14 protein-coding genes and 1 pseudogene are annotated in these 13980 nt (G+C 46.4%); 13 read left to right on the top strand and 2 right to left on the bottom strand.

The window, feature by feature from the left end:
- Nucleotide 1 precedes the first annotated feature (1 nt).
- Complete coding sequence (gene addA, locus OCV70_RS00705; RefSeq protein WP_262578982.1) at nucleotides 2-3835, top strand: helicase-exonuclease AddAB subunit AddA; 3834 nt, start codon at nucleotides 2-4, stop codon at nucleotides 3833-3835.
- Nucleotides 3836-4291: 456 nt separating this feature from the next.
- On the opposite strand, the gene OCV70_RS00700 is transcribed toward addA, so the two are convergent.
- Entirely contained in the window at nucleotides 4292-5701 is a 1410-nt protein-coding gene (locus OCV70_RS00700; RefSeq protein ID WP_262578981.1) for an RsmF rRNA methyltransferase first C-terminal domain-containing protein, read from the bottom strand.
- 250 nt (nucleotides 5702-5951) lie between these two features.
- Between OCV70_RS00700 and OCV70_RS00695 the strand changes: the two genes are divergently transcribed.
- The 8 genes from OCV70_RS00695 to OCV70_RS00660 all read left to right on the top strand — a co-directional run bounded on the left by OCV70_RS00695 (nucleotide 5952) and on the right by OCV70_RS00660 (nucleotide 12547).
- Entirely contained in the window at nucleotides 5952-6305 is a 354-nt protein-coding gene (locus OCV70_RS00695; protein ID WP_173766061.1) for a YbaK/EbsC family protein, read from the top strand.
- Between the two features lie 24 nt (nucleotides 6306-6329).
- Nucleotides 6330-7481, top strand: a complete 1152-nt coding sequence (locus OCV70_RS00690; protein ID WP_117850586.1) for an RluA family pseudouridine synthase — start codon at nucleotides 6330-6332, stop codon at nucleotides 7479-7481.
- 99 nt (nucleotides 7482-7580) lie between these two features.
- Nucleotides 7581-8894 carry an N-acetylmuramoyl-L-alanine amidase gene (locus OCV70_RS00685; RefSeq protein ID WP_262578979.1) on the top strand — a complete coding sequence of 438 codons (1314 nt, stop codon included), beginning with the start codon at nucleotides 7581-7583 and terminating at the stop codon, nucleotides 8892-8894.
- A gap of 152 nt (nucleotides 8895-9046) precedes the next feature.
- Nucleotides 9047-9664 carry a helix-turn-helix domain-containing protein gene (locus tag OCV70_RS00680; RefSeq protein WP_021924750.1) on the top strand — a complete coding sequence of 206 codons (618 nt, stop codon included), beginning with the start codon at nucleotides 9047-9049 and terminating at the stop codon, nucleotides 9662-9664.
- A 2-nt stretch (nucleotides 9665-9666) separates the two neighbouring features.
- On the top strand, nucleotides 9667-10488 hold the full coding sequence (locus OCV70_RS00675) for a HipA domain-containing protein (protein WP_262578978.1): 822 nt from the start codon (nucleotides 9667-9669) through the stop codon (nucleotides 10486-10488).
- Between the two features lie 169 nt (nucleotides 10489-10657).
- Nucleotides 10658-10978, top strand: coding sequence for a PadR family transcriptional regulator (locus OCV70_RS00670; protein ID WP_021924748.1), 321 nt, complete (start codon nucleotides 10658-10660; stop codon nucleotides 10976-10978).
- A 1-nt stretch (nucleotide 10979) separates the two neighbouring features.
- A complete protein-coding gene (locus OCV70_RS00665) occupies nucleotides 10980-11684 on the top strand; it encodes a DUF1700 domain-containing protein (protein WP_262578977.1) in 705 nt (234 codons plus the stop codon).
- Entirely contained in the window at nucleotides 11681-12547 is an 867-nt protein-coding gene (locus OCV70_RS00660) for a DUF4097 domain-containing protein (protein WP_262578976.1), read from the top strand. The genes OCV70_RS00665 and OCV70_RS00660 overlap by 4 nt, the downstream gene beginning before the upstream one ends.
- Here OCV70_RS00660 and OCV70_RS19505 read toward each other — a convergent pair.
- Nucleotides 12531-12581, bottom strand: a complete 51-nt coding sequence (locus OCV70_RS19505; RefSeq protein WP_317259442.1) for a hypothetical protein — start codon at nucleotides 12579-12581, stop codon at nucleotides 12531-12533. The two genes, OCV70_RS00660 and OCV70_RS19505, sit on opposite strands and share 17 nt — an antisense overlap.
- On the opposite strand from OCV70_RS19505, the pseudogene OCV70_RS19500 reads away from it, so the two are divergent.
- From OCV70_RS19500 to OCV70_RS00645, 4 genes and pseudogenes are all read left to right on the top strand, one after another.
- Nucleotides 12576-12662 (top strand): annotated as a pseudogene (locus OCV70_RS19500) (DUF6783 domain-containing protein); the annotation flags it as partial. The gene OCV70_RS19505 and the pseudogene OCV70_RS19500 sit on opposite strands and share 6 nt — an antisense overlap.
- Nucleotides 12663-12837: 175 nt before the next feature.
- Entirely contained in the window at nucleotides 12838-13023 is a 186-nt protein-coding gene (locus tag OCV70_RS00655; RefSeq protein ID WP_021924744.1) for a PspC domain-containing protein, read from the top strand.
- Between the two features lie 73 nt (nucleotides 13024-13096).
- Nucleotides 13097-13300, top strand: a complete 204-nt coding sequence (locus OCV70_RS00650; RefSeq protein WP_021924743.1) for an alpha/beta-type small acid-soluble spore protein — start codon at nucleotides 13097-13099, stop codon at nucleotides 13298-13300.
- A gap of 350 nt (nucleotides 13301-13650) precedes the next feature.
- A partial coding sequence (locus OCV70_RS00645; protein ID WP_334292258.1) for a response regulator occupies nucleotides 13651-13980 on the top strand: 330 nt, incomplete at its 3' end.

Below are 13980 nucleotides of genomic sequence, written 5' to 3'. Positions count from 1 at the left end.
CATGGCAGTAAAATGGACGAAAGAACAGGAACAGGTAATTGAGTTGCGGAACCGGAACATTCTGGTCAGCGCAGCGGCTGGCTCAGGCAAAACAGCCGTGCTGGTTCAGCGAATCCTTGGAAAGGTAATGGACCCGGAGCATCCGGTGGACATTGACAGGCTGCTGATCATGACTTTTACAAGAGCCGCGGCTGGGGAGATGCGGGAGCGAATTGCCAATGCCCTGGAGGATGCCCTTGGGGAAAATCCGGAGAACGAGCATCTGCAGCGGCAGACTACTTTGATCCACACTGCGCAGATTACCACCATTGACGGTTTCTGTGCTTATGTGATCCGTAATTATTTTCACCTGATCGGACTGGACCCGGGATACCGTACCGGAGAGGAAGGAGAGTTGAAGCTTCTCCAGGAAGATGTGATGAAGGAGCTTCTGGAAGCTTACTATGCCAAGGATCAGGAAAAATATAAATTTTTTATTGAGTGCTACGCTACTGGAAAATCAGACGAAAGCATACGTGACCTGATTTATTCCCTGTATCATGCAGCCATGAGTAACCCATATCCGGATGAATGGATGGAAAAATGTATTGACAGTTATAAAAATACGGATATAGAATCTATAAAAGCATCCGAATGGATGAAATTGTTATGGAAAAATGTTCTGGCAGATCTGGAACAGGCGAAAGGTCTGGCGGAGGAGGCCAGGAAGCTGTGTTTTTCCCCGGGAGGTCCTTATTTATATGATGACGCCATATCAAGTGACCTGCTTCTGATACGGGATGCACAAGAAAAAGCCCTGACAGGGGATTTTGATGGAACAAGAGCGGTCCTTGGCAGTCCGGCTTTTGCAAGATTGTCTACGAAGAAACCGAAGGAACCTGTGGATGACCTTTTGAAGGAACAGGTAAAGGCACTTCGGGAAAACGAGAAGGATATTCTGAAGGATTTGGGAAGCAGGTATTTTACTGTGGGTGAAGAGGAATTGCCTCTTCTTCTGGAATGCTGCCGGGAGCCTGTGGAAATGCTGGTGGAGCTTACCCGGGAATTTATCCGCCTTTATGGGGAGAAAAAAAGGGAAAAGAATATTCTGGATTTTACGGATATGGAGCACTTTGCGCTGGAAATCCTTATGGAGCGAGTGGAGGATGAGGGCGCCAATGAGCAAGCTTTTGAAATGACTTTTGGAAACCAGGAAAATTCTCACATAACGAAGAGTGAAAAGAAAACTTCTGGATATGAGGATAAAAAACGAGAAGTGGTATATCGTATGAGCCAGGCTGCGCGGGAATTATCCATGAAGTATGATGAGGTTATGGTGGATGAATATCAGGACAGCAACCTGGTGCAGGAGATGATCACTACCTGTGTATCTGGCTGGGCGAAGAAGAGTAAGAATATTTTCATGGTTGGTGATGTGAAGCAGAGCATTTACCGCTTTCGTCTTGCAAGACCGGAACTGTTCATGGAAAAGTATAAAAAGTACATGTTAACGGATAGTGAAGAACAGCGAATCGACTTGCACAAAAACTTCCGAAGCAGATCCCAGGTGCTTTCCTGTGCCAATTTTATTTTCCGGCAGATCATGGGCGAGGATCTGGGTGGAATCGCGTATGATGAGGCAGCTGCCCTTTATCCTGGCGCTGTTTTTCCAGAAGGAGCCAGAGACGAATTTCTTTCAACGGAAGTGCTGCTTGTGGAAAAAGACTCAGAGGAACTGGAAGATCTGATGGAGGGGCAGGATGCCAGGGAACTGGAAGCACTTACCATTTCCCATCGGATTCAGGAAATGGTGGGGAAAGAGAAAATCCTGGATAAAGAGACAGGGGAGTACCGTCCGGTGCGATATGGGGATATTGTTATTTTGCTTCGAACTGCGTCTGGCTGGAGCGAAACTTTTACCGATGTTTTAAGTGCCCATGGAATTCCCGTATATGCAGCTTCCAAGACAGGATATTTTTCAGCACTTGAGGTGGTTACGGTTCTGAATTATCTTCAGGTATGCGACAATCCTCTGCAGGACATTCCCCTTGCCGGGGTGCTTCGTTCCCCGCTGGCAGGCTGTACCACCCAGGAACTTGCCGTAATCCGGGAAGAAGACCCGGAAGGCATGCTGTATGAAAGCGTGCTGCATTTTCTGGGGGAGGAAGAGCAGTGCAGCCTGATTTCTCCTAAAGAAAGAGAAGCTTTGCAGGAAAAATTGCATGGTTTTATTACTCTTCTAAATGAAATGCGGGATCTGGCAGTTTATACTCCGGTTCATGAATTGATTCTTGAAATTCTGCGAAGAACAGGATACGGCAATTATGCCAAGGCCCTGCCGAATGGTGCACAGCGAAGCGCCAATCTTGCCATGCTGGTGGAAAAAGCCATGGATTACGAGAAAACCAGCTATCGCGGCTTGTTTAACTTTGTTCGCTATATTGAACATCTGCAGAAATACGAGGTGGATTACGGCGAGGTGAACCTTTCCGGTGCAGGGGAAGGTTCTGTGGAAATCATGACAATCCACAAAAGTAAAGGACTGGAATTTCCTGTTGTGATCCTTGCGGGAATGGGAAAACAGTTCAATTTCCAGGACTTGAATGCAAAACTTCTGATTCATCCGGATTATGGTCTTGGAGCAGATGCGATTTTGCCGGACAGGCGAATGGTGGTTTCGACCTTGAATAAGCAGGTGATCCGCCGTCAGCTTCTGGAGGAAAGTTTGGGGGAGGAAATCCGTGTGCTTTACGTTGCCCTGACCCGTGCAAAGGAGAAAATGATTCTGACAGGTGCTGTTTCCAATCTGGATAAAGAGTTGATCAGCCTTTCTCATTTTCGTGAAAATCAGACAGAGCTTCTTCCGGCGGAGACCAGGCTGAAAGGGAAAAATTATCTGGATTATGTTCTGCCTGCTCTGGCAAGACACAGATGCATGGACTCGCTTTATGAGAAGATTGGTCTTTTTCCGACGAAGGAAAATCCTCTTTATGAGGATCCTGCCCAGTTTCAGGTGAAGCGTATTACGGCGCAGATGCTGACGGAGGCGGAGGTTGTGGATCAGGCGACCGGACAGATGGAGGAGAATCTTCTGGAGGACTGGGATTGTGAGAAAGTGATGGATTCCGGAATCCGGGAGGAACTGGATAAGCGGTTTGGGTTTGTGTATCCTTATGAGTACCGCAGGGATATTCCGGTGAAGGTTACGGTGTCGGATCTGAAAAAGAAAAGTTATCATGAGGATGAGGAGATTGAGGAGGCTGTTTATTTTGAGCCGGATCTTGTTCCTTTGGTTCCAAGGTTTATTGAGGAGAAAACAGAGGCTGAGGAAGAGTTTACGGGGGCAGCCCGTGGTACGGCTTATCATCGTGTGATGGAGTGTCTGGAGTATGGGAAAACGGATACATCTCAGAATCTGAAGGAGCAGATTGAGGAGCTTGTTCAGAATCAGAAGCTTTCTGAGGTTGAGGCGAAGTGTGTTCGGGTTTCGGATATTCGTGGTTTTGTGGAGTGTGATCTGGGGCAGAGGATGAAGGCGGCAGCGCTTAAGGGGCGGCTGTTTCGGGAGCAGCCTTTTGTGATTTCCAGAAGTGCGGCGGAGATTGATGAAAGCTGGGATGAGAGTGAGCGGGTGCTGGTGCAGGGAATTATTGATGCTTATTTTCTGGAAGATGAGGAGATTGTGCTGGTGGATTATAAGACGGATTATGTCCGCAGAGGAGAGGAAAAGAAGCTGATTGAAAGGTATCATACGCAGCTGGGGGATTATGGGCAGGCGCTGGAGAGAATGACGGGGAGACGGGTGAAGGAGAAGTATATTTATTCGTTTGCGTTGAAGAAGGCAATATTGTTATAAAGATTGGGAGAGTGAGTGGATTCCCGAGGGGTGTCTGGCGCCGTTGGGCCTGGTTTGGGGGCATTGCACAGGTTCCGAGAAAATCTTAGGGGATAGGATTTTGCGTTGAAGAAGGGGGAGGACACTGTCTGAACGCAGTGAGTTTGTCCTCCCCCTTCTTCGCCTTTAGCAAAATTATATCCCCTTAGATTTTCCGGGTTCTGCGCACCGCCCCCATACCAGGCCCAACGGCGCCAGACACGTCGCAGGCGGAGAAAGCGCGAAATTTTCCACTTTTCAAAATTAATGGGACTTTATTTGACGTAGATTGGTTAGAGATGATGGTTTAGTATTTGGGAAAAGATATTAAGGATTGGCAGAAAATCCAGAAGAAAATTAATAGAAACAGGCTCACAACCTTTGGAAAATTAGAGATTGTGAGCCTGTTGTAGATATGCAGCTTGATAAAGAGGGATGCTATGCACGCCAGCCGGCAGGATATTTATTCTTTAAGGTTCCGTTGACAAGTTTGCCGAAGCCGAGGGGGTAGCCTTCTACGCAGAGCAGGTGCCATCCCTTGGTGTGGACGGTTTCTTCAGGGAGGATGGTGAGGGTTTCACCTTTTAAGTAGCGCTCCAGGCGAGGGTCATCAACGGGGAGGGAGATTATGGCCTCTGCTTCATCTTTGCGGAAGGCCAGTGCAAGGGGCTGGGAGGGCTCGAAACGGTTTTTCTTCAGGTCACCCAGGTAGAGACCGTTGCGCAGGAAGGTGAGGCCGCGGAAGCTGCAGGATACGGGAGGCAGGTAATAGACCTTGTCTGCACGGACTTCTACACGATTCCAGTCAAAAGGCTGACCGCCAAGGGATTTGAGGTCAATTTCATTAAAAAACTCTCCGATATATTTTTTTACATCTGCTGGCAGTTTGGTTCCTTTGGAAATAGTTGCGGTGGGCCCAGATTGTCCTTCTTTTTTCAGAAGGGCAAGGAAATGTCCTTCCCCTGCCATTTTATGTGGGAAAATACGCACACATTTTTTTAACTCCGGGTTGCCGTTTCCCCAGGCTGGATTTCCGCTGGAAAAGCCTTCGTAGTTTTCCATGGAAATGAGGGAGAGGTCCGGGCGCTGTTCCAGGAGCCAAGAGATGACCTCTTCGTCTTCTGCTGGGGCGAAGGTGCAGGTGGAATACAGCATCTGTCCGCCGGGCTGGAGCATGTCGGCAGCATTTAAGCAAAGCTGTTTCTGGATTTGGGAAAGCTCCTGGGATTTTTCAGGGGTCCAGTCTCTGGCAAGGGCTTCTTCTTTGCGGAACATGCCTTCGCCAGAACAGGGAGCATCCAGAATGATCTTATGGAAAAATTCCGGGAAGTTTTTTACCATTTTTTCTGGTTTTTCGTTGGCAACAAAGAGGTTGGGAATTCCGAAAAGCTCCAGGTTGCGAAGAAGGGCTCTGGCTCTGGTCGTACTGATGTCGTTGGCAACCAGAAGGCCGGCGCCTTTTAGGGCAGATCCCACAGCAGTGGCTTTTCCGCCGGGAGCGGCACACATGTCCAGCACATATTCACCAGGTTCCACTGGAATGCGGGAAGCCGGGGTCATGGCACTTGGTTCCTGAAGGTAATAAAGCCCTGCCTGGTAAAGGGGACAGCGGGAAGGGCGGACATCTTCCCTGTAAAAATAGCCGTTGGAAATCCAGGGGATTTTTTTTACTTCGAAAGGAACGATTTTTTCAAATTCCTCGCAGGAAATCTTGGCGGTGTTCACCCGAAGTCCGTAGGTGCGGGGCTGATCGTAAGCTTGAAGAAAGGCATCATAATCATCTTGCAGCATATCTTTCATTCTGTCCAGAAATGCCTGGGGCAGAACCAATGATCTATCTGAATCCATAAGGTTTCTCCTTGTATTTTATAAAATGGAGGATTGCGGGAGCCGTGCAGCTGCAAAGCAATCCGAGACGTCAAATAAGTATCAGAAGTAGTATACTGGATGCCCCGGGGAAAGTCAAACATGGCAGTGCAGTACATACTCTATTTTTTCGTACAGGATTTCTGCAATTTTACATTCCAAGAATGTGAATTTAGTGTTATACTAAAGCGTGTTTGAAAAAATTTCCATCATAAAAATGGAGGCATGACAAATGTCAGTAGATAAAGTAAAAAAATACTTCGCAGGATACGGCATGGAATCCCGTGTGCTGGAGTTTGATGTGTCAAGTGCGACGGTGGAGCTTGCATACAAAGCCACATTCGGCAAAAAAGCGAAAATGCTCACCCAGGAGCAGGTAACCGAACTGATCGGACATGCGGTGGGCGGCGTTTGCCCATTTGCCATAAATCCAGGCGTGGATATTTACCTGGATGCTTCCCTGAAAAAATATGAAACAGCATTTCCGGCATGCGGAAGCAGCAACAGTGCCATTGAACTGACCATACCCGAAATGGAAAAATATTCCGGATACAAGGAATGGATAGATGTATGCAAGCCACGGTAATTCCAGCCTGGCAGTCTAAAGAATATGGAACGATATCTTGAGTTAACTGTCAACAGAGAAGGCAAAGTAGGAGAAATTCTCCGCAGGCAGGCGGGACTGACCAAAAAACAGATCAGCCAGATAAAATTTCGCCCCGGCGGCATTCAGAAAAACGGAATACAGTGCCGGGTGACGGAAAATGCCGTCTGTGGGGATGTGATCCGAATTTGCCTGGAAACCAGGGGGACTGACTCCGCGCAGTTAAAGACGCCTAAGTTCTTGCAAATCCAAGCTGAAGAAACGAAGAAGAGAAATGATACTTCGGATGGTTATGCAGATTTTGGAGTAGAGTGCAGAGGAAAAAACGAGAGTATTTCTGATTTGAGGTCTGATAGCAAGAAGGAATGCAGTGAGGGGAAAAACGCAGTTTCAAATTTTAAATGTGGCTTTCCTGACTTAGAGATTTTGTATGAGGATCAGGATGTTCTCGCAGTCAATAAGCCAGCCGGCATGGTAACCCACCCATCTGGAATCCACTACCAGGACAGCCTGTCCAATCAGATTGCCGAATATTTCCGCAGCAAAGGGGAAGAAACCCGCATCCGTTCCATTGGCCGTCTGGATAAAGAAACCTCCGGTATCCTGCTTTTTGCCAGAAACCAGATCAGCGCCGCCAGGCTGCAGAAGCAGCGGGAAGAGGGAAAGCTGCAGAAAACGTATCTGGCAGTTGTGGAGAGAACTTTTGAGGAGGAGATATCACAAAGTTCTTCGCAGGAAATGTCCGTAAGCATGGAAAAAGAGAAGTGGGAGAAAATTTCCATCCCTCTTGCCCCAGATCCGGAGAATCCTCTAAAAATGGTACTTTCCCCAGCGGGAACTATTCACGGAAGCAAAAAGGCAGTGACCTATTACCAAGTCCTGAAAAGCTATGCGAACGCCTCACTTGTCCAGCTTCACCTGGAAACCGGGCGCACCCACCAGATCCGTGTGCACATGGCAGGCACCGGTCATCCCCTTCTTGGCGATACCTTGTACAACGAAAGCCAAACAGGGAAAGCATCTGTTCCCGGAAATCCTTTTACAAGAGCAGCACTTCACGCATGGAAGCTAAAATTTTACCACCCGTTTACGGGAAATAAAATCCTGCTGGAAGCTCCGTTTCCACTGGATTTTGAAAATTTTCTGGAGAAAAAATGAAACATAGAAGGTGTGCTGTAGCATTTTGCCATTTCACAAATAAAAACGCGCTGCAGGGACATCTGAAAACACAGCAGCAAGAAAGGAAGTATGAAACGTATGGGAAAGAAAAAAAGATGGATGGCAGCAGTCCTGTGCCTGGCCATGCTGGTGACAGCGGCTGTACCATCTACAGTAAATGCAGCAACCGAGAAATTCACAGAGAAGAAAGTAGTAGTCCTGGATCCGGGACATGGAGGATATGATTCCGGTGCTGCCGAAGTGCATAATGGACAGCAGTATATAGAGGCAGAAATTAACTGGAAAATTGCCAGATACACCATGCAGGAGCTGCAGAAATATCCAAATATAGAAGTGCATATGACCAGAAACAACCAGAATCAGTTTGTAGGTCTGGTAGACAGAGTTCTGATTGCGAAGAGTTATCAGGCAGACCTTCTGGTAAGCCAGCATATCAATTCTGCTGACACTCCTTATGCCAAAGGTGCCTCCGTGCTGGTTTCCAGCGGAACCTACCGTCCGTACCTGGCAGAAACAGAAAAGCTGTTTGGCAGGTATGTTATAGATGAACTGGGCAAACTGGGAATTTCCAAACGTTTTTCAGCCCAGGGCGGAATGGAATACCGTTTAAGCAGTGACGGAAGCGTTTATCCAAACGGAGCCAGAAGAGATTATTATGCTATTGTGGCACAGAGCGTGCAGCAGGATCTGCCTGGGGTGATCATTGAACATGCTTTTGTCAGTAGTCCATCTGATGCCTATAATTTTTTCCGCACCAACAGCCAGCTGAAAAAGCTGGGACAGGCAGATGCCAGAGCTATTGTCCGTTACTTCAACAGAATAAGGTCTCAGGAGCAGAGCAAAGATACCTCTGATACGGTTACTTCCAATCAGAAGAATGGCTGGAAAAAAGTCGGCAGCAATATGCGCTACTATATCAACGGGGTAAGACAGAAAAATCGGGTACTTCATCTAAAAGATGGCACCTACTATGTAGATAAAAACGGAAACCGGGCATATGGCTGGAAAACCATAAATGGAAACTGCTATTTCTTTGATAAGAGAAACGATGGAAAAGCCAGTGTAGGCTGGCTGACAAGGCCCAGCGGTGTTTTCTGCTTTAACGCAAATGGCATCAGATATGAAAACACTCAGTTGATTTCCACCAGTGGAAAAATATACATCATTGGTTCCGATGGAAAAAGATGTTCCGGCTGGACCAACTATCGCGGGGAAAGATATTACATAAATAATAGGGGCTACGCACATACCGGATGGCTTCGAAGGGGCGGTAAATGGTACTGCTTTGACAAAAAGAAAGGAGCCATGTACAGAAACCGCACTGTGAAAATGGATCCAGGCCAGATTAATTATAAATTTGACAGAAGAGGCGTCTGCACCAACCGAAAATAAACATGCAAAAAGTGTCAACTAATGATTTGTTGACACTTTTTTTCTGTCATGCTATACTTCGGTTAACCAAAAGGTGCCTGCGATACATTACACAATGCGTTAACATAAAACAGGTATTGTCAAGAAATGAAATTCAAATGGAGGGTGACAGAATGAAGGCGGATTTTGAAAAGCAGATACAAGATATTTTCGGCACGACAGATATTGAAAAACTGCGCCAGATTTCGGAAGCTGCGCATAACTACGACTGTATGAAAAAAGAGCAGCCAGCGGGCAAGCATGCTTCCGGAAGAAAGAATTCCTTTACTGAGCCCCAGATTGCCAGGATTCTGGCACTGCAGGATCAGGGGGAGAAAATTGCCAGCATTGCCCGGGAATACCAGGTATCCCGTCAAACAATTTACAGCCAGATCCGGCGGGCCCATCATTTCAGTGATGACCCGGATGTGAAAATGCGCATGAATTTTATGAACCACAATGATCTTTGCACCACCATTGACATCGACTTCAGACACGAGAAAATTAAAATACAAAATTACACGGACAAAATTATCTTCCGTGCATTTGGCGTTGTAACAGAGCCAACCTGGGCAGATTTCGAATATTTCCTGGAAGATCGCTGCTTCCCCAGAACCCGCGACCACGCCAAGGACATTTTAAGAGAAATGGGAGTCCCCTTCTATGATCCCCTTTTGATCATTGAGAAGACCAAGGGCTATATGGCAGGGGACTACCAGTGGATTTTGATCGTCAAGAAGGAGAACGGATGACTATGAAGAATATAAACCTTGACAAGTATTCTCCTTTTCACAAAACAGGTCATACTTCGAAAGGAGATCAGCGAAAATGGGAGATTGACGGCATCTGGTACAAAGCAGATTATATGGGCTATGAGAGTCTGGCGGAGGTACTTGTTTCCAGGCTTTTGAAGAAAAGCAGCCTGAAGTATGCTTTTGTCACATATGACCTTACCAAAATTGAATATAACAATAGTTCTATAAATGCGTGCGTCAGCCAGGATTTCAGAAAAGAAGGACAGGTGCTGATTCCCCTGGAAAAATTATTTCGTCAGTACACAGGAGAAAGTCTGGCTGTGAAGCTTGCAGAATTTGCAGATGTCAGGGAACGCATCCGATATCTGGTTGAACAGGTGGAAAACATCACTGGGATAAAGAGTTTTGGTGAATATATAACAGAAATGATAGAAATTGATGCTTTTTTTCTGAATGAGGACAGACATACGAACAATATTGCGGTTCTTTACGATGAAGAAAATGAGCAGTATTTTGTAAGTCCCTTTTTTGATCAGGGACTGTGTCTTTTGGCAGATACCAGACAGGATTATCCTATGGAATTGTCCATAGAGCAATGCATGGACAAAATAGAAGCAAAGCCATTTAGCAGCGAATTTGATACACAGCTGGAAGCTGCGGAAGAACTGTTTGGAACACAGCTGGAATTTCATTTTACAATCCAGGATATACATCGGGAACTGGAAGAGCTGGCGGATTTTTATCCGGAAGACATCCGCCAGCGCGTAGAACTGTTGATGCGCCAGCAGATGCGAAAATATTCTTATTTGATTACGAAGTGAATTTTATATATAGGGTTGCCGTCAGGTGACCTGCTTGCTAAGAAAAGCCTGCTTCCTAATAGGAGCGGCTTTTTTAAATAAATGCTATTGACAAAACTATATTATATGGCGTATAGTATTATCAATCAAACAATATTGATGAATCATATAATATGATTGGAGTGATCAGATGGTATTTAACACAGGAGCTGCACTTCTGGATGCCATTGTCCTGGCAGTTGTGTCCAAAGAGCCACAGGGTACATACGGATACAAGATCACCCAGGATGTACGCGGGGTTCTGGACATTTCGGAATCCACCCTTTACCCGGTACTGCGCCGACTGCAGAAGGATGACTGCCTGGAGGTGTATGATCAGGCATATGCAGGGCGGAACCGCAGATACTACAAGCTGACGGAGAAAGGGAAAGCGCAGCTTAATTTGTATAAGATCGAGTGGAAGAATTATTCCACCAAGATCAGCAGCATGTTTGAGGGAGGAGAATCGTAGTATGGACAGAGCACAGTTTATGAAACAGCTGGAGAGGCTGCTGTCTGATATTTCGGAAGCGGAAAGGCAGGAAGCGCTGGCCTATTACAACAGCTATTTTGATGAAGCCGGACCTGAGAATGAGGCTTCGGTGATCAGAGAGCTTGGAAGCCCCGGCAAGGTGGCAGCTATTATTAAGGCAGACCTTAACGAGAGCAGTGAGGAATACGCGCAGTACACAGAGCATGGATATGAGGATCTTAGGGAAAAACAGGATTCCTATGTTCCTGAAGTGAGAGAGAATTCCAGCCGTGCCAGAGAGGGTTATCATCCGAAGGAAAAGAGAAGCAACAGCAGGCTCATTCTGATTTTGATTGCGCTGGTGTTTCTTTCCCCATTTATTGTGGGTGCGGCAAGCGGCGTATTCGGTATTTTACTGGTACTGATCTTACTTCCGTTTCTGGTGATTTTTGTTTCCGGAGTTGTGGCATTTGGTTTGATTGTTGGTGCATGCGCCTGCATTGGCACAGGAGTAGGACTTCTGTTTTCTAATGCAGCAGCAGGGCTTCTGGTTATGGGAATCGGAGCGATTTTGATGGCATTTGGAATTTTGTGCTGCATCTTTGTAGGATGGCTGGGTTCCAAAGTATTTCCGTGGATTCTTCGTAAGGTAACGGACTTTTTCAATAAAATTCTGTATCGGAATCGAAAGGAGGATCGAGCATGAAAAAAGGAACAAAAGGAATGCTGATCGCAGCAGGAGTTTTTGCAGTAGCAGGAATCGGCTTATGCGTGAGTGCAGTCGCTATGGGGGCTGCCAAAGAAGGAAGCCAGGTGGTAGATCAGGTGGTGAGTGCCTTTCGGGACAATGCCTATCCTGGGGCTGGACTGATACGCCTGGGAAGGGTATATAGAAACACAGGCAGTGGTGAACTGAAGGAAGAGGATGTGGTATCCACGGATGTGGCTTTTAAGAAAAATCTGGAAATTAGTCTGAAATATGACGAGCTGATTTTGCAGGAATATGCCGGTGATGTGATCAAAGTAGACACGGCCAATGACGAAAAAGGAGATGTAGTGATCTCAGAAGATGCAGATAAAATTACAATCAAGGATACTCATGCCGGAACCACCAGAACCAAAAAGCAGGTAATAGTCAGCATTCCTTCTGGAACAGCCTTTGACAGCGTATCCCTTGGAGTGGATGCGGGAACTATTGAGCTGTACGGAGAAATCAAGGCAGATCAGTTTTATGCGGAAGTGGGGGCTGGGGAATTTGATGCTTCTGCAACCATTACTGCAGACAAATGTGACCTTCAGGTAGGTGCAGGCACCATTGATATCGAGACGATTGACGCAAAGGAAATCAGCGCAAACTGCGGAACCGGAGAAATCGATATGGAGCTTTCCGGCAAAGAGCAGGATTACAATTATGAGATTTCCTGCGGAATCGGTGAAGTTGAGGTGAACGATTCCCAGTTCAGCGGTCTTGGCGTTGAGAAAACCATCTCCAACGATGGCGCAAAACGGAAAGTAACTTTGGAATGTGGAATGGGAGAGATTGATGTGAGCTTTACAAATGAAGATTAGAGCCTGTTTGAAAAATCATTCCCGCAATCTGCACGCCCCACTTTGCGGTATATTTTGTCCGAACTCAGTTGCCGTAGCCCGCTACGGCGCCCTCATCCGGACAAAATCTCCCACAAATTGTGACGCACATCTTGCAGAAAGCCTTTTTCAAACATGCTCTAACAGATCTGTAAATGAGAATGAATCATAGCAGCACTTAAAGAATAGAAAGTGTTGCTTGAAACGTTACTGGTCATGGAATGAACAGTAACTTGGAAAATATGTAAAATAAAATCAGGAGGAATTCGATTATGAGCAATAAGCGTCTATACAAATCCACTGTAAACTGTATGCTGTGCGGTGTCTGCGGCGGAATCGCCGAGTACTTCGACATTGACCCCACTCTGGTGCGTCTGGCCTGGGTCATCCTCACCTGTTTCGGCGGCGCCGGAATCTGGGCCTACATCATCGCAGCCATTATTATTCCAAAAGCATAAAAATGTATAATTTTCTGTATTTTGTTCATACTCCTCATATACATGCAAAACTTACAAAAAGGAGCAATGACATATGAACAAAGACAAAGAAGTAGAAGCCTACAGACAAGGTAATCTCACCACCGAAGAACAAACCAAATACGAAATCGCCCGCGAACTCGGTATCCTGGACAAAGTCCTGGAAAACGGCTGGAAAAGCCTCTCCGCCAAAGAAACCGGCCGAATCGGCGGCATGATGGCCAAAAAGAAACCCAAACAACCATCCCCAAAAGCCTGATTTCACCTCCGGTGATTTTCCGATTCAAAACGAAAAATCTCCCACAATTCGTCCCGTAAGCTTGCCATCCGAAGATCCAAATGGTAAGATAAATACAAACAACTTCTGAAAGGGAAATGACCGAAAAGAAAATTTTCACCACAGAATTCTTCTTGGAATTGTAGTTGAACTGAAATATGCGGAGGATGGCATGCGTAATATTATCAAATATGGCATCGCATGCTACAAAAAAGAATGCAAGGTGCTTAAAAAGGATGCGTGAGCATCCTTTTTTGGAAAGAAGGGAGTGGCAGGATGCGGATTCTGATTGCGGAAGATGAAGTGGAGATTGCGCGGCGCTGAAGGTTTTATTGGAAAAAAACAAGTGCTCGGTGGACATTGTACATAATGGGAAAGATGCCTGGGACTATATCAGCCAGGGGAAATTCGATGTGGTTGTGCTGGATATTATGATGCCGGAAATGGACGGGCTTGAGGTGCTGAGAAAAATGCGGGACAGCCATGATGCTACGCCTGTGATGCTTCTTACTGCCAGGTCAGAAATTGAGGACCGGGTGGCAGGTCTGAACGCAGGTGCAGACGATTATCTCCCCAAGCCATTTGCGGCAAGTGAATTTATTGCCAGGGTGAAAGCGCTTGGCAGAAGAAGCCTGAGCTACACGGAAAGCCTGATCAGTGTA

Source organism: Blautia acetigignens, assembly GCF_025566865.1.
Taxonomy (GTDB): Bacteria; Bacillota; Clostridia; order Lachnospirales; family Lachnospiraceae; genus Blautia_A; species Blautia_A acetigignens.
This window is presented reverse-complemented; position numbering and strand designations above follow the sequence as displayed.

Bases quoted from the DNA above. Each gene is read 5' to 3' on its own strand.
- addA (WP_262578982.1), top strand. From the start codon at position 2: ATGGCAGTAAAATGGACGAAAGAACAGGAACAGGTAATTGAGTTGCGG.
- OCV70_RS00650 (WP_021924743.1), top strand. From the start codon at position 13,097: ATGAACAAAGACAAAGAAGTAGAAGCCTACAGACAAGGTAATCTCACC.
- OCV70_RS00670 (WP_021924748.1), top strand. From the start codon at position 10,658: ATGGTATTTAACACAGGAGCTGCACTTCTGGATGCCATTGTCCTGGCA.
- OCV70_RS00655 (WP_021924744.1), top strand. From the start codon at position 12,838: ATGAGCAATAAGCGTCTATACAAATCCACTGTAAACTGTATGCTGTGC.
- OCV70_RS00700 (WP_262578981.1), bottom strand. From the start codon at position 5,701: ATGGATTCAGATAGATCATTGGTTCTGCCCCAGGCATTTCTGGACAGA.
- OCV70_RS00695 (WP_173766061.1), top strand. From the start codon at position 5,952: ATGTCAGTAGATAAAGTAAAAAAATACTTCGCAGGATACGGCATGGAA.
- OCV70_RS00675 (WP_262578978.1), top strand. From the start codon at position 9,667: ATGAAGAATATAAACCTTGACAAGTATTCTCCTTTTCACAAAACAGGT.
- OCV70_RS00680 (WP_021924750.1), top strand. From the start codon at position 9,047: ATGAAGGCGGATTTTGAAAAGCAGATACAAGATATTTTCGGCACGACA.
- OCV70_RS00660 (WP_262578976.1), top strand. From the start codon at position 11,681: ATGAAAAAAGGAACAAAAGGAATGCTGATCGCAGCAGGAGTTTTTGCA.
- OCV70_RS00685 (WP_262578979.1), top strand. From the start codon at position 7,581: ATGGGAAAGAAAAAAAGATGGATGGCAGCAGTCCTGTGCCTGGCCATG.
- OCV70_RS00665 (WP_262578977.1), top strand. From the start codon at position 10,980: ATGGACAGAGCACAGTTTATGAAACAGCTGGAGAGGCTGCTGTCTGAT.
- OCV70_RS00690 (WP_117850586.1), top strand. From the start codon at position 6,330: ATGGAACGATATCTTGAGTTAACTGTCAACAGAGAAGGCAAAGTAGGA.